Origin of the sequence: Arthrobacter sp. AOP36-C1-22 (assembly GCF_052377515.1) — a bacterium.
Lineage (GTDB): Bacteria > Actinomycetota > Actinomycetes > Actinomycetales > Micrococcaceae > Arthrobacter_H.
The window spans coordinates 27000-46601 of sequence record NZ_JBQSWW010000023.1 but is presented as its reverse complement, the minus strand read 5'-3'; the positions used below and the strand labels follow the sequence as shown (position 1 = coordinate 46601).

At 67.7% G+C, this 19602-nt stretch carries 18 protein-coding genes and 1 riboswitch; of the genes, 7 read left to right on the top strand and 11 right to left on the bottom strand.

The features are described 5' to 3' along the window. Window positions 1-14 precede the first annotated feature (14 nt). Entirely contained in the window at window positions 15-161 is a 147-nt protein-coding gene (locus tag ACT3S6_RS12450; protein WP_443383826.1) for an MFS transporter small subunit, read from the bottom strand. Continuing rightward, the gene (locus ACT3S6_RS12445; RefSeq protein ID WP_443383829.1) at window positions 158-1549 is read right to left on the bottom strand and encodes an OFA family MFS transporter; all 1392 of its coding nucleotides are present in this window, start codon (window positions 1547-1549) and stop codon (window positions 158-160) included. Before ACT3S6_RS12445 ends, ACT3S6_RS12450 begins: the two co-directional genes overlap by 4 nt. Window positions 1550-1678: 129 nt before the next feature. On the opposite strand from ACT3S6_RS12445, the gene ACT3S6_RS12440 reads away from it, so the two are divergent. From ACT3S6_RS12440 to ACT3S6_RS12420, 5 genes are all read left to right on the top strand, one after another. Next, complete coding sequence (locus ACT3S6_RS12440) at window positions 1679-2944, top strand: carboxylate--amine ligase (RefSeq protein ID WP_444555219.1); 1266 nt, start codon at window positions 1679-1681, stop codon at window positions 2942-2944. Window positions 2945-3001: 57 nt separating this feature from the next. Then, entirely contained in the window at window positions 3002-3811 is an 810-nt protein-coding gene (locus ACT3S6_RS12435; protein WP_444555218.1) for an enoyl-CoA hydratase/isomerase family protein, read from the top strand. A gap of 3 nt (window positions 3812-3814) precedes the next feature. Continuing rightward, on the top strand, window positions 3815-4639 hold the full coding sequence (locus tag ACT3S6_RS12430) for an alpha/beta hydrolase family protein (protein ID WP_444555217.1): 825 nt from the start codon (window positions 3815-3817) through the stop codon (window positions 4637-4639). A gap of 82 nt (window positions 4640-4721) precedes the next feature. Next, window positions 4722-5636, top strand: coding sequence for a carbohydrate kinase family protein (locus tag ACT3S6_RS12425; RefSeq protein ID WP_444555216.1), 915 nt, complete (start codon window positions 4722-4724; stop codon window positions 5634-5636). Between the two features lie 28 nt (window positions 5637-5664). Then, window positions 5665-6474 (top strand): Cof-type HAD-IIB family hydrolase, encoded by an 810-nt coding sequence (locus ACT3S6_RS12420; RefSeq protein WP_444555215.1) that lies wholly within the window; start codon window positions 5665-5667, stop codon window positions 6472-6474. Between the two features lie 22 nt (window positions 6475-6496). Here ACT3S6_RS12420 and ACT3S6_RS12415 read toward each other — a convergent pair whose 3' ends face one another. Beyond that, on the bottom strand, window positions 6497-7180 hold the full coding sequence (locus ACT3S6_RS12415) for a nitrilase-related carbon-nitrogen hydrolase (RefSeq protein ID WP_444555214.1): 684 nt from the start codon (window positions 7178-7180) through the stop codon (window positions 6497-6499). Window positions 7181-7212: 32 nt separating this feature from the next. Between ACT3S6_RS12415 and ACT3S6_RS12410 the strand changes: the two genes are divergently transcribed. Then, window positions 7213-8058, top strand: a complete 846-nt coding sequence (locus ACT3S6_RS12410; RefSeq protein WP_444555213.1) for a glycerophosphodiester phosphodiesterase — start codon at window positions 7213-7215, stop codon at window positions 8056-8058. Here the strand turns inward: ACT3S6_RS12410 and ACT3S6_RS12405 are convergent. The 4 genes from ACT3S6_RS12405 to thiE all read right to left on the bottom strand — a co-directional run bounded on the left by ACT3S6_RS12405 (window position 8055) and on the right by thiE (window position 12671). Further along, window positions 8055-9053 carry a phosphotransferase gene (locus ACT3S6_RS12405; RefSeq protein WP_444555212.1) on the bottom strand — a complete coding sequence of 333 codons (999 nt, stop codon included), beginning with the start codon at window positions 9051-9053 and terminating at the stop codon, window positions 8055-8057. The two genes, ACT3S6_RS12410 and ACT3S6_RS12405, sit on opposite strands and share 4 nt — an antisense overlap. Before the next feature lie 9 nt (window positions 9054-9062). Beyond that, complete coding sequence (locus ACT3S6_RS12400) at window positions 9063-10379, bottom strand: uracil-xanthine permease family protein (protein ID WP_444555211.1); 1317 nt, start codon at window positions 10377-10379, stop codon at window positions 9063-9065. Between the two features lie 121 nt (window positions 10380-10500). Next, window positions 10501-12000: a bifunctional hydroxymethylpyrimidine kinase/phosphomethylpyrimidine kinase gene (gene thiD, locus ACT3S6_RS12395; RefSeq protein ID WP_444555210.1), complete on the bottom strand. Its 1500-nt coding sequence runs from the start codon at window positions 11998-12000 to the stop codon at window positions 10501-10503. Further along, window positions 11997-12671 carry a thiamine phosphate synthase gene (thiE, locus tag ACT3S6_RS12390; RefSeq protein ID WP_444555209.1) on the bottom strand — a complete coding sequence of 225 codons (675 nt, stop codon included), beginning with the start codon at window positions 12669-12671 and terminating at the stop codon, window positions 11997-11999. The genes thiD and thiE overlap by 4 nt, the downstream gene beginning before the upstream one ends. Before the next feature lie 56 nt (window positions 12672-12727). Beyond that, window positions 12728-12828, bottom strand: a riboswitch (TPP riboswitch). A 79-nt stretch (window positions 12829-12907) separates the two neighbouring features. Between thiE and ACT3S6_RS12385 the strand changes: the two genes are divergently transcribed. Continuing rightward, the gene (locus ACT3S6_RS12385; RefSeq protein WP_444555208.1) at window positions 12908-14347 is read left to right on the top strand and encodes an aldehyde dehydrogenase family protein; all 1440 of its coding nucleotides are present in this window, start codon (window positions 12908-12910) and stop codon (window positions 14345-14347) included. A 105-nt stretch (window positions 14348-14452) separates the two neighbouring features. On the opposite strand, the gene ACT3S6_RS12380 is transcribed toward ACT3S6_RS12385, so the two are convergent. The 4 genes from ACT3S6_RS12380 to pgm all read right to left on the bottom strand — a co-directional run bounded on the left by ACT3S6_RS12380 (window position 14453) and on the right by pgm (window position 19535). Continuing rightward, the gene (locus ACT3S6_RS12380; RefSeq protein WP_444555207.1) at window positions 14453-15367 is read right to left on the bottom strand and encodes a glycine betaine ABC transporter substrate-binding protein; all 915 of its coding nucleotides are present in this window, start codon (window positions 15365-15367) and stop codon (window positions 14453-14455) included. A 45-nt stretch (window positions 15368-15412) separates the two neighbouring features. Continuing rightward, complete coding sequence (locus tag ACT3S6_RS12375) at window positions 15413-16264, bottom strand: ABC transporter permease (protein ID WP_444555206.1); 852 nt, start codon at window positions 16262-16264, stop codon at window positions 15413-15415. Continuing rightward, the gene (locus tag ACT3S6_RS12370) at window positions 16265-17554 is read right to left on the bottom strand and encodes a quaternary amine ABC transporter ATP-binding protein (RefSeq protein WP_444555205.1); all 1290 of its coding nucleotides are present in this window, start codon (window positions 17552-17554) and stop codon (window positions 16265-16267) included. Window positions 17555-17870: 316 nt separating this feature from the next. Further along, window positions 17871-19535 carry a phosphoglucomutase (alpha-D-glucose-1,6-bisphosphate-dependent) gene (pgm, locus tag ACT3S6_RS12365; protein ID WP_444555204.1) on the bottom strand — a complete coding sequence of 555 codons (1665 nt, stop codon included), beginning with the start codon at window positions 19533-19535 and terminating at the stop codon, window positions 17871-17873. Between the last annotated feature and the right edge of the window lie 67 nt (window positions 19536-19602).

The following is a 19602-nucleotide window of genomic DNA, read 5'->3' as shown; positions in this document are numbered from 1 at the left end:
TTCGGTCCCCGGGGCTACTGGAACAGCTGGCCCACGCGGGAAAGCGTGGTGACCACACCGTAGAGCAGCGGGACACCGACCAGCATCCACCCGAAGACCAATCGGGCCGGGGCGACGTTGACCGGAATGTCCTCGGGGGTGCTGGATCCTGTGGTGCTCACGGGGCCTCCTCGGCGGTGGTGCTGGCGGTTTCGCGTTCCGGTTCATGGAACGTCGGGTCGACTGGACGGATGAGTGCGGCGGCGACGAATCCGATGACGAGCAGGACCACCATGGTCAGCAGCACCGGCAGGTAGTTGTGGGCATTCATCGTGCCCGGTTTGCCCTGGGCATCCAGCAGGCCGTTGACGATCAACGGGCCGGCGATCCCTGCTGCCGACCACGCGGTGAGCAGGCGTCCGTGGATCGCCCCGACCTGGAAGGTGCCGAAGAGGTCCTTCAGGTAGGCGGGGGCCGTGGAGAATCCGCCCCCGTAGAAGCTGATGATCACGAAGGCCAACAGAATGAAGAGCAGGGTGCTCGATCCTCCGAAGAACGCCAGGATGACATACAGCACCGCGCCGACACCCAGATAGATCATGTAGATGTTCTTGCGGCCGATGACATCCGAGGTGCTCGACCAGAGGAAACGTCCCGCCATGTTGCCGATGGAGAGCAAACCCACGAAGCCCCCGGCCACCCCCGCGGAGACCGCCGAGATGCCGTTCCCGGCCCGGAAGAAGTCCTGGATCATCGGTGAGGCCTGCTCGAGGATTCCGATGCCCGCCGTGACGTTGAGGAACAATGCCGTCCAGATCAGCCAGAACTGGCGGGTCTTGATGGAGTTGGCCGCCGAGACATGGTTGGTGGTGACCAGTTGCGAGTGCTTCACCCGTGACGGGTCCCAACCGTTGGGTCGCCAGCCGTCGGCCGGCACGCGGATGCTGAACACCCCGTACATCATGACCAGGAAGTACACGAGGCCCAGGGTGACGAACAGCCGCCCCACGGCGTCGCCGCTGGCCACCCATCCTTCGGTCCCCGAGGCGGGATCGAAGGCTTTGAGTAGTTGGGTGGACAGCGGTGAGGCGATGAGTGCTCCACCGCCGAACCCCATGATCGCCATGCCGGTGGCCATGCCCGGGCGGTCGGGGAACCATTTGATCAAGGTGGAAACGGGCGAGATGTAGCCGATGCCCAGGCCGATACCGCCGAATACCCCATAGCCGAGGTAGACCAGCCAGAGCTGTCCGGAGAAGATCCCCAGCGCCCCGAGCAGGAATCCTGCGGCCCAGAAGGTGGCGGCAACGAACATCGATTTACGCGGTCCGGACCGTTCGACCCAGGTGCCCATGACGGCTGCGGAGAGCCCCAGCATCACGATGGCGATGGAGAAGATCACCCCGATGGCCGTTTGCGAGGCCTCGAAATGTCCGATCAGCGCGGTCTTGTAGACACTGGTCGCGTAGGCCTGCCCGATGCACAGGTGCACCGCCAATGCCGCCGGCGGGATGAGCCACCGGTTGAACCCCGGTGGAGCGATGGAATGCGATCTATCGAGGAACCCCATGGAACCTGCCTTCCCTGCCGTGGAACCGCGGATGGCTGCTTCTGGCCATTGTGCTGTAGGTCACGTGTTTTGCCTAGTGGCAGTGGCACCGGTTCGGAGCGGGGGACTGATCCGGATAGATTGGAGCCCATGCGTATTTTGGATTCACAGCCGTTCGTCCCGGTCATCCTCGGCGGGGACATCGGCACCTATTCGCTGGCCCGCGAGTTCCACGAGGCCTACGGGGCGGTCAGCGTGGCGGTTCCTGCGGGCGAGAACGGGGTGCTCCAGCACTCCGTCGCCATCGATATCCGCCCGGCGGGAAGCATGACCGACGGGGCCCGCGTCGTCGAACACCTCCTGCAGGTGGCCCGTGACCTCACCGCGGACGGGGCGCGCCCCCGGCCCCTGCTGCTCTGTGGTTCGCTGGACCTGCATATCGGGATCATCACCGACCATCGCGCAGAACTCGAGCCCTGGTACACGATTCCGTACCCGGAGTCGGCGACCATCGAACGGGCGGCGCTGAAACAGAACTTCTATGCCCTGTGCGCCGAACTGGGCATCCCGCATCCGCGGACCATCGCCTACGATCCCGTCGCCCCGCAACCCCTGCCCGCCGATCTGCCGTTCCCGCTCATCGGCAAGCCCGCCGACAGCAGTGCCTGGGTGCACGCCAAGTTCGCCGGCAAGCAGAAAGTCCACACCCTGGCCACCCGCGGGGAGCTCGATGACCTGCTGGCGCGCATCCGGGCTTCGGGCTACACCAGCCCCTTCATCCTCCAGGAACTCATCGGAGGCGGCGACACGAACATGCGCCTATGCACTTTCTACTCCGACCGGGACGCCCGCGTCCGCTTCGCCGCCTACGGGGAAGTCGTCGTGGAGGAACACGCCCCCTTGGTGCTGGGCAATTCGGCGGGTATCGTCACCGCCGTCAACGCCGAGTTCATCGATCAGGGCCGCCGCATCCTCGAGCACCTCGGATGGACCGGATTCTCCATGTTCGACGCCAAACTGGACCCGCGGGACGGGCTGGTGAAATTCTTCGAACTGAATCCGCGGCTGGGACGCAACCATTACTACATGACCGCTGCGGGCCACAACGCCGCCCGCTTCTACGTCCGCGAGTACCTCGGGGCGGAGTACGACGACGGGGAGCTGCCCGCCGCGGACCCCGACGCCGCCCCGCTGGTCGCCGATGCCCAGGTGCTGTCCACGGTGTTGCCGCTGGCCTTGCTGCGCAGACACCTGCGCGGACCCGTGGGGGAGAAGGCCCGCGAACTGATGCGCGCCCGCCGGGTCGCCAATCCGTTGCTCTACCGCGCCGAACGTCATCCCCGTAGGCTTTGGTACATTGCGCTGACCTCGCTGAACCAATTCCGCAAGTTCAGCCAGCACCCGCCGCGACTCTGACATGCTGGGGGGACTGGCGCCCCGCGCCGGTCAATGACGACCCGGAAGGAAGCACACATGGATTTCGGTAGCTACGAGACGCTACTTCTCGAAACGGACGGCTCCGCACTGGTGGTGACCGTGAACCGCCCGGAGGCCATGAACGCCCTGGCCTCGGCAGTGGTCGAGGACCTTTTGGCCTTGACGGAAAAACTCGCGGCCGTGGGCATCGACGCCCAATGGCCCATTCGCGGCATCATCCTCACCGGGGCCGGCGAGAAGGCCTTCGTCGCCGGGGCCGACATCCGTGAAATGACCTCGATGAGCTCCGATGCCGCCGAGGCCTACGCCCGGCAGATGCATACGGTGACCACCCGGCTCGAGGCCCTGCCCGTTCCGGTCATCGCCGCCGTCAACGGGTTCGCCCTCGGCGGCGGGTGCGAACTCGCGCTGGCCTGCGATTTCATCTACGCCGGGGCCCGCGCCAGCTTCGGGCAGCCGGAAGTCAATCTGGGCCTGGTCCCCGGGTTCGGCGGTTCGGTGCGCCTGCAGCAGCGGGTCGGCCTCGGCCACGCCCGCGAACTCATCTACACCGGACGCCGGATCAAGGTCGACGAGGCCCTGCGGATCGGCCTGGCCAACGCCGTGTTCGACGACGCCGAGGCCCTGCTGGCCGGCGCGAAGGCCACCGTGGAGGAAATCGCGGCCAAGGCCCCCACCTCGGTCGACAACACCAAGCGGGCCCTGAACCGGATCAACGGCCTCCCCGTGGCCGCAGGGCTTGAGGCGGAAGTGGACAGCTTCCGTGAGGCCTTCGCGACCGAGGACTCGGTCGTCGGGCGGGCCGCCTTCCTGGCCAAGGAGACCCCCGACTTCCCGGGGCGCTGAGCCATGGCAGCCAACGACGCGGCGACGGCCGGGCGCGCCCCGGATTCGGTCCACCACTACGGGCCGAATCCGAGCCAGTATGCCGAACTGTATGTGCCCGAGGAGAGGCGCCTGCCCGGGGTCATCGTCATCATCCACGGTGGATTCTGGCGCGATACCTACGACGCGTCGCTCGGGCACCCCCTCGCCGCCGACCTGGTCCGGCGGGGCTGGGTCGTCTGGAACCTGGAATACCGGCGGACCACCGAGGGCGCAGAAACGGGCCCTGATACCGGGGGGTGGCCCCGGACCTTCGAGGATGTTTCCGCCGGCATCGATGCGCTGGGCCCGGCGCTGGCCACGGCGGGACTGGAACAGGGCCACGTCGTCGTCCTGGGCCATTCGGCCGGAGGCCATCTCGGGGCCTGGGCCGCCGGACGGCATAAGCTGCCCGCCGGGGCGCCGGGAGCGGATCCGGCGGTGACGGTCGATGGCGTGGTCAGCCAGGCGGGGGTGCTGGAATTGTGGATGGCGAATTGGCTCAAACTCAGCCATTCGGCGGCCGTGAAGCTCATGGGAGCCACCTCGGAGGAGGACCCGCGGCGGTGGCAGCTGGCCGATCCGGTACGGATGCTGCCCATCGGGGTCCCGGTCATCGCCGTGCACGGAAAATCCGATGCGGATGTCCCCTCGGCCCTGTCGCGGGCCTATACCGACTCGGCACGGGCCCAGGGCGATCCGGCGCGGATGGTCTTCACGACCGGCGACCACCAGGCGATGATCACCCCCGGGACCCCGGCATGGGATGCTTGTCTGGTGGCCTTGGCCGAATTGGCCGTTCCTGCCTAGCAGGGTCAGGCGACGGCGCACGGGAACACCGTCCGGTGGGGCGTCTTGAGGCATCCACCGAGAGCAAAGGTAAGGTTGAGTAGTGCTGACTGTTATGGGCGAAGCCCTCGTTGACGTGCTGTCCGGCGGCATCGCCGCGCCCCAGGCCTATGTCGGGGGCAGCCCGATGAACGTGGCGGTGGGACTCGCACGGCTGGGCCACCCCGTGTCCTTCGTCGGACGCTACGGCGATGATGAATACGGGGCCATGATCCACGAGCACCTGCGCTCCAACGACGTGCAGGAGGTCCTCCCCGCCGATGGGTTGCCGACCTCCACCGCCCGCGGCACCCTGGATCCGGTCGGGGCGGCCAGCTACGAATTCGACATGGTCTGGGACCTGTCGGCCTTCGACCCGGCATCCTCCGACGTCCTGGCCGATAGCCAGCTGCTGCATACCGGCTCGATCGCCACCGTCCTGGAGCCCGGGGCCGGAACCGTCAGGGCCGCCGTCGAACGAGCCCGACCGCATGCGACGATCTCCTACGACCCCAATGTGCGGCCCAGTTTCGTCACCAATCATTCCCAGGCGATCGAGGACGTCGAACGCTTCGTCGCCCTCAGCGATGTGGTGCGGGCCAGTGACTCCGATCTGGCCTGGCTCTACCCCGAGCGCAGCGTTGAGGAGACCGCGCACGCCTGGCTCGAACTCGGTCCGGCCATGGTGGTGGCCACCTACGGCTCCGGCGGCCCGTGGGGCGTGGTCGCCGCCGGGGAGGCGCGGACCCAGGCCCCGGTCGTCGATGTCGCCGACACCGTGGGGGCCGGTGACTCGTTCATGGCGGCCCTGCTGTCCACGCTCGTGGACCGCGGGCTGGTCGGGGCGGCGCACCGGGAATCCCTGCGCGGGCTTTCGGTCGGCCAGCTCGAGGAGATCCTGGACTATGCCGCCCGGGCCGCGGCGATCACCGTGTCGCGCGCCGGCGCGAACCCTCCGCGCCGCGACGAGATCTCCTGACCGATCCACCGATGAGCCAGGAACATCCATGCGACTGATCGCCAGCGACCTCGACGGGACGATCCTGCACGCGGACGAGACCATTTCCGCGCGGACGGTCCAGGCCTTCGCAGCGGCCCGGCAAGCAGGGATCCATGTCGTCTTCGTGACCGGGCGGCCCTTCCGCTGGCTGAGCCCCGTGCAACGCGCGCTGGGCCATCTGGGGACGGTCATCTGCTCCAATGGCGCCCTGGTCTACGACCTCGAGGGCGAACGGATCCTGGGCAGCCACCAGGTCCCCGGCCCGGCGGTCGGCGAGGTCCGCCGGCGCATCCAGGCCCTCGAGCCCGCAGCGACCTTCGCCGCGGAGACCTTATCGGGGCTCCTGCTCGAACCCGGATTCCTCCAGGCCGGGGAAGCGGCCCGCTTGCCCGTCATGGCCGAGGCGCCCTTCGACGTGGGCCGTCTGGAAGCCGAAGGCGTGGTGAAACTACTCGCCAAGACCTCCGCCTATGAGGCCGAGGCCTTCCAATCACTGGTGGAACCCGAGGTCGCCGATTTGGTTTCGGTGACCCATTCGGCCCCCGGCGTCTCGCTGCTGGAAATGTCCCATCCCGGGGTCAACAAGGCGGTCACCCTGGCCGAGTATGCCGCGGAACTCGGGGTCACCGCCGCCGAGGTCGTGGCCTTCGGAGACATGCCCAATGACGTGCAGATGCTCGCATGGGCCGGCCGGGGTTACGCGATGGAGTCGGGGCATGCACTGGCGAAGGCCGCGGCGGGGCGCACGACTGCCTCGCTGCAGGAGGATGGGGTCGCCCAGGTCATCGAACGCCTGCTCTCCGGGGAGCCGCTCTAGGGAAGGCTCCGCAGCGGTCGGCTCAGGAGCCGATGTCGGAGGGATGCGTCGGCTCCGGGCCGGACCACCAGGAATCGGGGATCCTGGGCAAGGGGCGCAACAGCGCCTCGGGCAGGGGCCCCGATTGCGGGAACGGCACCCCCGTGTTCTTCGCCGACCACTGGCCGGCGGGCACGACGGCCGCCTCGCAGGTCCCGGCCTCATTCAGGACCAGGAGGGTCCGGACCCCGTGGTCGCGTAGGTAATAGCCCACCGATGGATCCCGGGCATCGGCGGAAAAGAGCAGGGCCACCGGCGAGTCCACGCCCGACACGGAATATACCGCTTCAGGAATAATCGGTGGGGCTCCCTCCCATCCGCAGAAGCCGCGGGCCACCTGCCAGTCGGCCAGATGACGTTTGCGGGTGTGGGCCACCAGGGCCCCATGGGCATCCCACCAGTGGGCCCCGACGAAGATCCTGTCCCCGGTCGCCTCAACGGTGGAGGCCACCAATCCCACCCCCGAGGTCGCCGCCACGCCGCGCAGCCTCTCGCGTAGGATCGCGGAGCCGGTGCCTGCCTCGGCGGTGACGAAGAGTTCCGGGGTGAGCAGCAGGGAGGCACCGGCCTGGGCGGCCGTGTCGGCCCAGACGCGGAGGCGCTCGAAGTTGTCCTCCGGGTCCGGCCCGGGGGCGGCGCAGGCATGGTGTACTTTCGCTACCCCCACCGGGGACCTCCTTGGACGGTAGAGTCGGCGCTGTGAGAACTCGTCAAGCGCGCAGGTTCCCCTACCTGCATCCTACTGGTGGCCCCGCCCGGCAGGGAGGCCCGTTGGCCTTTGCCCATCGTGGTGAGGCACTGACCGGGGGTGAGAACACCATGGAGGCCTTCGCGGCGGCGGTGGAGCGCGGCTTCGGTTACCTGGAACTGGATGTGCACACCACCCGGGACGGTGTGGTGGTCGTCTTCCACGACGAGGAGCTCGAACGGGTCAGCGACGGCCGGGGGGCGGTCGCCGACCACGATCATGCCGATATCGCCGCCCTGCGCGTCTCGGGACGCCGGATCCCCCGTTTCGAGGACGTGCTCGCCGCCTGGTCGGACGTCAGGTTGAACGTTGATATCAAGGACGAGGCCTCGGTGGGCCCGTTCGCCGCACTGGTCAACAAATATGCGGCCCACGACCGGGTGCTGGTGGCTTCGTTCTCGGACGCCCGGCGCCACCGGGTGCTGCGTCTGCTGGATGCCCCCGCGGCATCAAGCCCGGGGTTGGTGACCAGCGCACTGGCCGTCCTGTTGGGCAAGGTCGGGCTGTTCGCGCTGCTGCGCCCGCGGCTTCGCGGGGTCGCCGCCCTGCAGGTTCCCGAACGCCAGGGGCGACTGCGCGTGGTCACCCCGCGTTTCCTGGCCCAGGCCCACCGCGAGGGCATCCAGGTGCACGTCTGGGTGGTCAACGAGCGGGAGGACATGGACCGGCTGATCGACCTGGGTGTGGATGGGATCATGACCGACCGGGCGGATGTCCTGGCCGCGGCCCTGGAGGCCCGCGGGTTCTGGCCCCAGCGTGAAGCCGCAGATAAGAAACCTGCGGATCCAGGCTCCTAGAGGGTCAGGGGGGTGACCAGCTCGGCCAAGGGCCGTAGGGCCTGGACCGCATAGTGTTCCATATCGGCCTCGCTGGCTCCGGCGAGCATCGCCAGCCACGTCCCGTGGGACTGCAGCTTCCCCAGCCGCAAGGCGGGTTCGACGAGCCGCTCGAGCTCGGCCGGGGTGCCGTATTCCTCCCACTCCTGCAGGTAGGCGGCCACCGCCCGGCGGATCCGTGGATCGGAGGGCGTGGTCTTCAGCTCCTTGGACATCGTGGCCAGGGGAACCGCCAACGTGGAAAACGGGTGGGCCCAGTACGCGTCCCCGAGGTCGATGAAACGCAACGGTTCCTCGCTGGAGGCCGGCAGGAAGACGTTGTTGCGATGCAGGTCGTTGTGGTCCAGCGACAAGGGCACCGCGGCGTCGGCCAGGAAACCGCACATATCACGCACCGGGCCGAGCTGGTCGTCCAGTTCCTCGGCATCGCGGGCCGGAAGATGCAAGGGGTGCCCGGTGGGCAGGGAGGCGTGGAACATGACCTGGTCATCGATGTATCCGGGCATATGCCGGGGATCGAATTGGGTCAGACCCGCATCGAAGAGCGTGTCACCGTGGGGGAGGAGGGTCTTCTGCAGGCGGGCGACATTGCGCAGGATCCGCTCCCAGAGCTGGTGGTCGGTGCTGGGGATCCTGGCCATCGTCTCCCCGTAGTCGGGGGAGATCATCCAGCCGCGCATCGGCTCCACGGCCAGCGGCATGACCAGCTGATCGGGGGCCAGCCCCGCGGCCGCCCGGGTGACGGCGACTTCGGCCTGTTGGCCGGGGTTGATGGCCTTGACGTACAAGGTGCCGTGATCGGTGGGGACGAGGACCTGGGTGGACCATAAGTGGATCGGCCCGCGTTCGAGCGGGCCGGTGCGGCGCAGGTCGTAGGCGTCGAGCACCATCGAGACCCAGCCTTCGATCTCCTCGAGCCAGTCCTCGGTACCCCAATAGTCATTCCAGTGCGCCACGGGCCGATCCTAGCCGAGTTTGCTCGGTGTCGCGCCGGTGTACTCCGGGGCGTCGGTGGGCTCGGTGCCACGGACCCGGGCGATGGTGCGCATCCCGTGGTAGATCACCACGGTGGCCACCGTGCCCAGGGCGATGCCGCCGAACTGCATGGTCCCCACGGTGATGGTCGGGTCGGCGATGGCGATGATCAGTCCGGTCCCGGCGGTCATGAGGTTGATCGGGTTGGAGAAGTTGACCTGGTTCTGCACCCAGAGCCGGGCACCGATGATGCCGATCATCCCGTAGAGGACGATTCCCGCCCCGCCACTGACCCCGGCGGGGATCGAGGAGATGGCGGCACCGAACTTCGGCAGGAACGCCAGCAGCATGGCGGTCGCCGCGGCCACCCAGTAGGCGGCCGTGGAGTAGACGCGGGAGGAGGCCATGACCCCGATGTTCTCCGCATAGGTCGTCGTGCCCGAACCGCCACCGAAGCCGGCGACGATGCTGGCGATGCCGTCGCCCATCAGGGCCCGGCCGTTGACGTCGTCCAGGTCCCTGCGGGTCATCAGCGCCACGGTCTTGACATGGCCGATGTTCTCGGCGACAAGGACGAAGACGACCGGGAGGAACAGGGCCAGGGTGTCCAGGTGGAATTCGGGGAACGCGAAGGGCGGCAGGCCCAGCCACCCGGCCTCGTTGACGGCGGTGAAGTCGATCTGATGCTGGGCCAGGGCGATCAGGTAGCCGACGATGATCCCCACCAGGATCGACAAGCGCCCCAGCAGGCCACGGAAGAGGACCGCGGTGAAGACGATGGCGGCGACGGTGGAGAATGTGGTCAGCGGGACCGACTCGATGGCCTCGGTGGTCGATCCGGCCAGATTCAGTCCGATGAGCGCGACGATCGTGCCCATGACCACCGGAGGCATCAGGGCGTGGATCCACCCGGTGCCCGATTTCTGCACCACCAGCCCGATGATGAACAGGGCCGCACCGGAGAAGACGACGCCGCCCAGGGCCCCGGCGAAACCATGTCCCGACATGGCGGCGGTCACCGGGGCGATGAACGCGAAGGAGGAGCCCAGGTAGCTGGGTACCCGGCCGGCGGTGATGAGCAGGAACAGCATGGTCCCGACCCCGGAGAAGAACAAGGTGGAGGTGACCGGGAAGCCGGTCAGCGCCGGTACCAGCACGGTGGATCCGAACATGGCCATCACGTGTTGGACGCCGATGCCGGTGGTCTGGAACCAGTTCAGCCGTTCATCGGGGGCCACCACGGTGCCGGGTCGAATCGTTGTGCCGTCGCCGTGGACCGTCCAGCCGAAGCCGGGGAAATTGCTCATGGGTGTCCTCCATCGGGGCCCTGCGGGTTGGTGGGGCCTCACCGGTGCGGGGCCCCACGGAATCCTACCGCCCCCGACCCCGGGGCGGCGGGGTCGGGCCCCCTGCCGGGGTGCGCCGGCATCAGCCGATGGCCGCCACCGGCATGGGGAGGGAGGCCGATCGCGGGGCGGCGTCTTCGGGGGTCTGGGCGAAGAAGGACAATTCCTGCCGGCTCGATTCGTCGAAGGCGCGACGCATCCCGGCCAGGGTGGTGGAACCCGCCCGCAAGGCCACCTTCTGGACCAGCGCGATGGCCTCGCTGGTGGCTTCGTCGAACTCGGGGGAGGAGTAGGCGGCGAGCCAGTCGGCATAGGGGTGGCCCGGGTGGGCCGCGGCGGCCAGCCGCTGGCCGATGTCCTGGTAGAGCCAATAACAGGGCAGGATGGCCGCCACGAGCTTGGGATAGGAATCGCCGGAGGCCACCAGGTGGTTCAGGTAGGCCGAGGTGGTGGGGCTGGGTTCCGGATCGGGGGCATCTCCGAGCCGGTGCAGATGTAGATTCGCCTCCTCCTCGAGGGCGCCGACGGCCCCGGAAGCCCAGAACTGCTGCTCTTCGCGGTTCGGCGCCAACTCGGCGGCACGGGAGAGGACCCGGGAGTAGGTCCGCAGGTACAAGGAATCCTGGGCCAGATAGAAGTGGAAGTCCTCCGAGGGCAGGGTCCCGTCCCGCAGCGCACGGATGAACGGCAGATCGTCGATCCCCGAACGCAGCGGTGCCAGATCGTTCCACCAGGTGCCCAGCAAGGCCCCCGTCGTCGGGATCGCCGCACCGTCCCAGAGCGCCCCGAAATGATTCACCGGACCATGTCCTTCGCCGACCTCGAGTTCATCGGCACGGTGCAGGGCGCCTTCAAGCCACCCGCGGGCCAGCCGCAGGGCATCCCCCCAGTCCCCGCAGCGGGCCCACAGGGTAGCCAGCGCCGCGGAGAGCGAGCACCCGGTCCCATGGGTGTTCGGGGTGTCGATGCGGTCACCCTCCACGGCAGCCATGACGCCGTCGGGGCCCACGAGGGCATCCGGGCACCGGCTGCCGGTGAGGTGGCCGCCCTTGGCCAGGACCAGGACAGAATACCGCCTCGCGAGCCGGGCTGCCTGGTCCAGGACGTCGTCCCACCGGGTGCAGACCGGCTCCTCGAGCAGTGCCGCCAATTCCGCGGTGTTCGGGGTCAGGACATCGGCCCACGGGAGCAGCCGACGCAGGGCCTCCTCGGCGTCGTGCTCCAATAAGCGGTCCCCGGACGTGGAGATCAGCACCGGGTCCACCACGACGGTGGTGCCCGGGCGGGTACCCAGCCAGGCGGTGGTGGCTTCGATGACCTCGGCGGAGGCCAGCATGCCGATCTTCACCGCATCGATCCGGATATCGGCGGCGACCGTCTCAAGTTGCCGGGTGAGGAATTCCGCCGGAGGGGTATGGACCCCGGTGACCCCCCGGGTGTTCTGGGCGGTCAGTGCGGTGATCGCCGCCATCCCGTAGCCACCGCAGGCGGCAATCGATTTCAGGTCGGCCTGGATCCCGGCCCCGCCGGAGGGGTCGGCCCCGGCGATGGACAGGATGTTGGGGGTGTTCGGGGCGCTCATGCGGTCTCCGTTCGTGCTGCCCGGGTCCATTGCTGAACCAGGGCGGCAGCAGAGTCCCGGGGTTCGGCGGCGGAGCAGATGGCCCGCACGACGGCCATGCCGATGGCCCCGGCGGTGTGCGCGTCCGCGGCGTCGCCGGAGCCCAGCCCGCCGATCGCCACGCAGGGCAGCGGGGCCCGGGAGATCAACGAGGCCAGGCCGGGGAACCCCAGCGGGGTCGGGTGGTCCTTCTTGGTGGGCGTGGCCCGGACGGCCCCGGTGCCCAGATAGTCGATGGTGCCTGCCGGCAGTTCCGCTACTGCCGCGAAGTGGTCCTCGGTGCTGGCGCTGAGCCCCAGCACGGCATCGGGTCCGATGAGGGACCGGACGAGTTCGGCGGGCAGGTCCTTCTGGCCGATATGGACCCCGTCCACGCGGATCCCTGCCGCACGGGCCGCCAGGTAGACGTCCACCCGGTCGTTGAGCAGCAGCAGGGCCCGGCCCGCGGTGTGTTCGGCGCAGGCGGCCGCCTCGGCCAGGAATTCGCGGGCGGACAGGTCCTTGCAGCGCAGCTGGATGGTCCCGACCCCCGCGGCGACGGCCTCGGCCACGATGGTGGCCAAGGGCCGTCCGGCCGTGCTGGTGGAGTTGGCGACGAGGTAGATCCCGCTTCCGGGAACCGGCGCGCTCATGCGAGCACCGCCTCAACAAAGCAGTCGGTGGGTGAATGGGCCAAGGTGGGCGCATGTTGGTGCATGGGCGACATCCCTCCGCTAGTACGAACTAGATCAGGTTCTTGCCGGGTGTGCTCTCAGTCCGCGCCGGTGGCGGACACCCCGTGTCAGTGATCGTGAGCCTACAGTCCCCCACTGGGGGCGGCAAACCCACCGGCTGCCCCGCCGGCGGTGTCCACGTTAGTGTCGTACCCATGGCCATGAACCGACGTTCCCGTCCCCCAGCAGTTTCCGCGCCCGTCGTGCCGGCGGGCCCCGACGCCGAACTCCCGGCCACCGCGGCCCGCCGGCTGCGTGATGCCGCCGACTCCCGGCTGGCCCACCCCCGCAGGTTCCGCAGCGCCCAGCTCAAGGCACTCGAACGGCTGATCCAGGATCAAGAACAGACCCTATGTGACGCGTTGATGACGGATCTGGGTAAACCGGCGGCCGAATCCCGGCTGACCGAACTGGATCGGGTGAAGGCCGAAATCGATCATGCCCTGTTGCACCTGGGCGACTGGATGGCGGATGAGGCGGTGAAGGTCCCGCTGTCGCTGCAACCGGCGTCGGCCCGCGTCCAGGCGCGTCCGTTGGGCATGGTCCTGGTGATCGCCCCCTGGAACTATCCGGTCCTGTTGCTGCTCGGCCCGCTGGTCGGTGCCCTGGCGGCAGGGAACACGGTGATCCTCAAACCCTCCGAACTGGCTCCGGCCACCTCGGCGGTCATGGCCGCCCTCATCCCGCAGTACCTGGATCGGCGCGCTGTCGCGGTCCTGGAGGGGGCCGCGGAGACGACGAGCGAACTTCTGGAGATGGACTTCGACCACATCTTCTACACCGGAGGCGAACGGGTCGGGAAGATCGTGGCCCGGGCCGCGGCGGAAACGCTGACCCCGGTGACCCTGGAACTGGGCGGGAAGAGTCCGGCGGTGGTCGCCGACGGGAACTTCCCCGCCATCGCCCGGCGGTTGGCCCACGGGAAGTTCATGAATGCCGGACAGACCTGTGTCGCCCCGGACTACGTCCTGGCGGTCGGGGCCACGGCGGCGGCCGAACTGGAAAAGCAGCTGCCCAAGGCCATCGGCGCGTTCTATGGGAAGGACCCCTCGGGCAGCAAGGACTATGGACGGATCATCAACGCCTCGCACTTCGAACGTCTGGAATCCTATCTGGGGCAGGGACGGGTGGTGGCCGGGGGGACCAGCGACGCGGAGGCGAGGTACATCGCCCCCACGGTCCTGGCTGACGTCGACCCGGCGGCCCCGGTGATGACGGAGGAGATTTTCGGTCCGATCCTGCCGATCATCCAGGTCGACCGCTTCGATGATGCGGTGCGGTTCATCAACTCCCGCCCCTCACCGCTGGCCGCCTACCTGTTCAGCGAACGCCCGCGCCTGCACACCTCCTTCGAGGACCAGGTGCGGGCCGGGGCGATCGCCCATAATGTGTGCAGCATGCACCTGGCGGTCCCCGCGCTGCCCTTCGGCGGGGTGGGGGCCTCGGGGACGGGGAACTACCACGGCAAATTCGGGTTCGATACCTTCAGCCAGCAACGTCCGGTGCTGTCCAAGACCGCGATGCTCGATACGTTGCGGGCCGTCTACCCGCCCTTCGGCTGGGCCAAGCGGAAGATCATGCGTTCGATCGGCTGATCCGCCCGGCCGAGTGCCCCGACAGACGAAGGGCCCGGACCGCATTCAATGCGGTCCGGGCCCTTCGCTACGGTCGGTGCCATGGCACCTGCCGATGGATCGTGGCTACTTCTCGGTCAGCGAATCCACGTAGTCCTGGTTCTCGGAGATCCACTTGTCGACGATCGGTCCGTAGTCATCGGTGTCCGTGTCGTTGAACATGGCGTTCTCCAGGGAGAACAGGTGGTCATCGTCGATCGTGAAGTCGTTCAACCACTCGGTCAGTCCCGGGTAGGTGTCGGCGAAGTCGGCGTTGCCGTAGGAGGTGATGGTTTCCGCGTCGCCCATGGCACCCTTGGGATCCTTCAGATCCTTGATCGGGAACTCGTCGTAGGCCCAGTGCGGGCGCCACAGGGTGACGACGATGTCCTCATCGGCGTCCGTGGCCTTCTTCAGCTGGGCCAGCATGGCCGGGGTGGAGGAGGTCTTGAAGTCCATCTTCTCCAGGCCGTAGTCCGGGATGGCCGCCTTTTCGGTGGTGTCGGTCAGCCCGGCGCCCGGGTCGATGCCATAGATCGTGTTGCCGAACTTGTCGGCATTGGCCGCCAGGTCCTCGAGCGAATCGATCGGGGCGTCTTCGTTGACCGCGATGGTCAGCTTGGCATCGTCGTACCAGGTGCCCAGCTTGGTCATGTCGTCGCCGTACTTCTTCAAGTACTTCTTGTGCGTCAGCGGCATCCAGACGTCCATGGTCAGGTCCAGGTCACCGGAGGCGACACCGGCGAAGACCGGGCCGGCATCGGCGTCGGTGAGTTCGACGTCGTAGCCCTTCTTGTCCAGGATCTGCTTCCAGAGGTTGGACACGGCCACGCCTTCGTCCCAGCCGGCCATGACGCCGATGTTCAGCGCGGCCTGGTCGCCGTTCTCAGGCGAGTCGGGGACCTCGGATTCGCTGCTTCCGGTGTCGCCGCTGCCGCAGGCGGTCAGCGCGAGGGCCGCCGTGGCGGCGATCCCCATCATTGATGCGAATTTCCTTTGCATTGTTCATTTCCTTTCTTCGCGCCCCGCCAGCGGGGCGTAGGGTCGTTAGCCGTTTTTCGCCGGCACGTTGGATTGGCCCAGGGAGGCGGTGATGCGGTCCAGGAAGATGGCCAGAATGACCACCGACAGACCTGATTCGACACCCAGGGGAGTGTTCAGGGTCGTCAGGGAGGCGTAGACATCCTTGCCGAGACCACCGGCGCCGACCATGCCGGCGATGACCACCATGGACAGGGAGAGCATGATGACCTGGTTGATGCCGGCCATGATGGTCGGCAGCGCCAGCGGGATCTGGATCTGGCGCAGGATGCGTCCCGGGGAGGCGCCGAAGGCCTGGCCGGCCTCGACGACCTCGGTATCGACGCTGCGGATCCCCAATTCGGTGAAGCGGGTGCCCGGCGCCATGCCGAACACGATCGTGGCCACGATTCCGGGAACGACGCCGATCCCCAACAGCAGGATCGCCGGGACCAGGTAGACGAAGGCAGGCATGGTTTGCAGGAAGTCCAGGATCGGCTTGACGACCGCCGAAACGATCTTGGATTTGGCGGTGAGGATGCCCAGCGGAACACTGATGATCACCGCGACGATGCTGGCCACCAGGACCAGCGACAGGGTCTCCATCGAGTGCTCCCACTGGTTCATCCCGTAGATCAACAGCAGTCCGATGACCGTACCGATGGCCATCTTCCAACTGCGCAGGAGCCAGGCCAGCAGGGCCAGCACGAGGATGACGACCCAGAACGGCGGAGCGGTGAGGATCCACGCCAGCCCGTCGTACCAGTTCTGGAAGAAGGACTTGATGAGGTTGAAGAGCCCGCCGAGGTTGGCGATGAACCAGTTGAGGACCACTTCGCCCCAGTGGCCGACGGGAATGCGGAATAGCTGATCGGTCATTTAGAGGGCACCTCCTTCGTCGTCGGATGCAGCCGCGGGGGCATCGGTGTCTTCCGGCTGGTCGGCGGCGACCACCGGGACGCTGCTGGTGGTCGAGGGGACGTTGCCCAGCGCGGAGAGGAGGGTGGCGCGGGCGATGGCGCCGATGAGCCGGCCCTCGTCGTCGACGACCGGCAGGGGTACCGGCGACTCCACGGAGCGGCCGAACAGGTCGTTCAGCGCCGTCTCGGCGGTGACCGGGTCATTGCCGACGGTGATGATTTCTTCCAGGTCGGTACCTCCGCGTTCGAGCAGGCCCATCACCTCGCGGTCGCGGACGGCTCCGAGCAGCTTGCGCTGCCGGTCCAGCACGAAGGCGGCCGAGGTCTGCAGTTCGCGCATGGTCCGCAACGCATTGCGGGCACCACCGGAGAGGTTGACGACGGAACGCGGGGTCTCCATGACCGTTCCGGCGGTGAGCACCCGGGTCCTGTCGACGTCGCGCACGAAGGCTGAGACGTAGTCGTTCGCCGGGCGGGTGAGGATGTCGTCGGGGGTGCCGATCTGGACGATCTCCCCGTCGCGCATGACCGCGATCCGGTCCCCGAGGAACATGGCCTCGTTCAGGTCGTGGGTGATGAAGACGATCGTCTTGCCGAGTTCGGCCTGCAGTGAGGCCAACTGCTCCTGCATATCGCGACGGATCAGCGGGTCGAGTGCCGAGAAGGCCTCGTCCATCAGCAGGATGTCGGTTTCGGAGGCCAGGGCGCGGGCCAGGCCCACACGCTGCTGCATGCCGCCGGAGAGTTCGCTGGGGTATTTATCGCCCCACCCCTTGAGTCCCACGACGTCCAGGATCTTCTGGGCCCGGGTGGTGCGCTCCTGCTTCGAGATGCCCTGGATCTCCAGCGCGTAGGCTGCGTTCTGCATCACGGTGCGGTGGGGCAGCAGGGCGAAGTGCTGGAAGACCATGGAGATGTGCTTCTGGCGGACCTGGCGCAACTTCTTGGCCGAGACCTTGGCGATATCGGTGTCACCGACGACCACCGAGCCGCTGGTCATGGGCCAGAGCCCGTTGAGCATGCGGATCAGCGTCGACTTGCCCGAGCCCGACAGGCCCATGACGACGAAGATCTCGCCGGGCTTGACGTCGAAGCTCGCGTCGATGACGGCGGCCGTTCCCAAGGAAGCGACCTCCTGGCGGGTTTTTCCGTTCTTCAGGAGTTTGACGGCCTCGTTGCCCCGACGGCCGAAGACCTTGTACGCATTCGAGACGCGTAGCGCAGGTTGCCCTGTGTCAGTAGTGTTCACGTTTTCCCGTCCACGGCCTGGGTCCGGGTGGAGGCAGACCGATTTTTCGGCGACCCGCCCCGACAGCAAATCCCGCGGGTGCCTTCAACGGCGGTGTCCCACGGGTCGAGATGAAAGGGCGAGTAATTGGCTTTCAGCCTTAACGCTAACAAGAGGATGTTCGCCTGCAGCCGAAAACCAGCCTTTGACCGGGCTTACACCGACCCGTTGGTCAAGTGCATCCCTTGTGGGACAAGGGATGGAGCGAAGTTATGGCATTGTAACGGAAGGGGTTGTCAAAATCTCCGCAAACGAGTGGTTTTCATCATTTCGACGGTCAAGAGGCCGAACCGATGATCGCGTCGACCAGGGCCTTCGCCTCCCGTTGGACCTGATGCAGGTGATCGTCTCCGGTGAAGGACTCGGCATAGATCTTGTAGACATCCTCGGTGCCCGAGGGGCGGGCGGCGAACCAGGCGTTCTCGGTGGTGACCTTCAGCCCGCCGATGGCCGCACCGTTTCCCGGAGCCTCGGTCAGCCGGGCGGTGATCGGTTCCCCGGCGAGGGTGTCGGCGGTGACATCGGCGGCGGACAGGCGGCCCAGGGCCGTCTTCTGTTCGCGGGTGGCCGGTGCGTCGATGCGTGCATACGACGGCGCACCGAAGGCCTCCGTCAGCCGCCGGTAGTGCGTGCTGGGCGAGGAGCCGGTCACGGCCTGGATCTCGGAGGCGAGCAACCCCAGCAGGATCCCGTCCTTGTCGGTGGTCCACGGCGACCCGTCGAAGCGCACGAAGCTCGCTCCGGCGGATTCCTCGCCGCCGAAGACCCCGGTTCCGTCCAGCAGGCCCGGAACGAACCATTTGAAGCCCACCGGCACCTCGACCAGTTCGCGGCCGAGGGAGGCGGCCACCCGGTCGATCATCGAGGAGCTGACCAGGGTCTTGCCGACTCCGGCCCCGGCCGGCCACTGCGGGCGGTTCCGGTACAGGTAGTCGATGGCCACCGCGAGGAAATGGTTCGGGTTCATCAGACCGGCATCGGGGGTCACGATGCCGTGGCGGTCGGCGTCGGCGTCGTTGCCGGTGGCGATGTCGAAGTCGGCGCCGCCGTCGCGTACCGCCGAGATGAGCCCGGCCATGGCGAAGGGGGAGGAGCAGTCCATGCGGATCTTCTCATCCCAGTCCAGGGTCATGAAGGCCCAGCGAGGATCGACTGCTGGGTTGATCACCGTCAGGTCCAGCCGGTGGCGTTCGGCGATGGCCCCCCAGTAGTCGACCGAGGCCCCGCCCATCGGATCGGCGCCGATGCGTACGTCGGCGCCGCGGATGGCTTCCAGGTCCAGCACGGAAGGTAGCGCGTCCACGTAGGCGGCCATGAAGTCGTGGGCCCCCAGGTTCGCCGCCCCGCGGGTCCTGGCCAGCGGGATCCGCTTGACCCCCGACAGGTTCGAAGCCAACAGCTCGTTGGCGCGTCCGGCGATCCAGGAGGTGGCCTCCGAATCGGCGGGTCCGCCGTGCGGTGGGTTGTATTTGAACCCGCCGTCGGTGGGCGGGTTATGCGAGGGGGTGATGACGATCCCGTCGGCGCGTCCGGTCCCGCCGGACAAGAGCCGGTTGTGGGTGAGGATCGCATGGCTCAGCGCCGGGGTGGGCGTCCACCGGCCCCGTGCGTCGACCCGGACGTCCACGTCATTGGCGACCAGGACCTCCACTGCGGTGTCCTGGGCGGGATCCGAGAGGGCATGGGTGTCCTTGCCCAGGAACAACGGACCGGAGATGCCCTGGGAGGCGCGGTACTCGACGATGGCCTGGGTGATGGCCAGGATGTGGCGTTCGTTGAAGGAACCCTCCAACGACCGGCCGCGGTGGCCGGAGGTGCCGAAGGCCACCCGCTGGGCGGGATCTTGCGGATCGGGAATCCGGTCGAAGTAGGCCGACCGCACGGCATCGACGTCGATCAGGTCCTGGGGCAGCGCGGTGGTTCCCGCTCGGGTTTCGGCCATGGATACAGCTAACCAGATGAACCACGGAAAAGCCCCGGCCCGCGGAAATGAATCCGGGGCCGGGGCT

Bases quoted from the DNA above. Each gene is read 5' to 3' on its own strand.
- ACT3S6_RS12445 (WP_443383829.1), bottom strand. From the start codon at position 1,549: ATGGGGTTCCTCGATAGATCGCATTCCATCGCTCCACCGGGGTTCAAC.
- ACT3S6_RS12440 (WP_444555219.1), top strand. From the start codon at position 1,679: ATGCGTATTTTGGATTCACAGCCGTTCGTCCCGGTCATCCTCGGCGGG.
- ACT3S6_RS12435 (WP_444555218.1), top strand. From the start codon at position 3,002: ATGGATTTCGGTAGCTACGAGACGCTACTTCTCGAAACGGACGGCTCC.
- ACT3S6_RS12430 (WP_444555217.1), top strand. From the start codon at position 3,815: ATGGCAGCCAACGACGCGGCGACGGCCGGGCGCGCCCCGGATTCGGTC.
- ACT3S6_RS12420 (WP_444555215.1), top strand. From the start codon at position 5,665: ATGCGACTGATCGCCAGCGACCTCGACGGGACGATCCTGCACGCGGAC.
- ACT3S6_RS12400 (WP_444555211.1), bottom strand. From the start codon at position 10,379: ATGAGCAATTTCCCCGGCTTCGGCTGGACGGTCCACGGCGACGGCACA.
- thiD (WP_444555210.1), bottom strand. From the start codon at position 12,000: ATGAGCGCCCCGAACACCCCCAACATCCTGTCCATCGCCGGGGCCGAC.
- thiE (WP_444555209.1), bottom strand. From the start codon at position 12,671: ATGAGCGCGCCGGTTCCCGGAAGCGGGATCTACCTCGTCGCCAACTCC.
- ACT3S6_RS12385 (WP_444555208.1), top strand. From the start codon at position 12,908: ATGGCCATGAACCGACGTTCCCGTCCCCCAGCAGTTTCCGCGCCCGTC.
- ACT3S6_RS12380 (WP_444555207.1), bottom strand. From the start codon at position 15,367: ATGCAAAGGAAATTCGCATCAATGATGGGGATCGCCGCCACGGCGGCC.
- ACT3S6_RS12375 (WP_444555206.1), bottom strand. From the start codon at position 16,264: ATGACCGATCAGCTATTCCGCATTCCCGTCGGCCACTGGGGCGAAGTG.
- pgm (WP_444555204.1), bottom strand. From the start codon at position 19,535: ATGGCCGAAACCCGAGCGGGAACCACCGCGCTGCCCCAGGACCTGATC.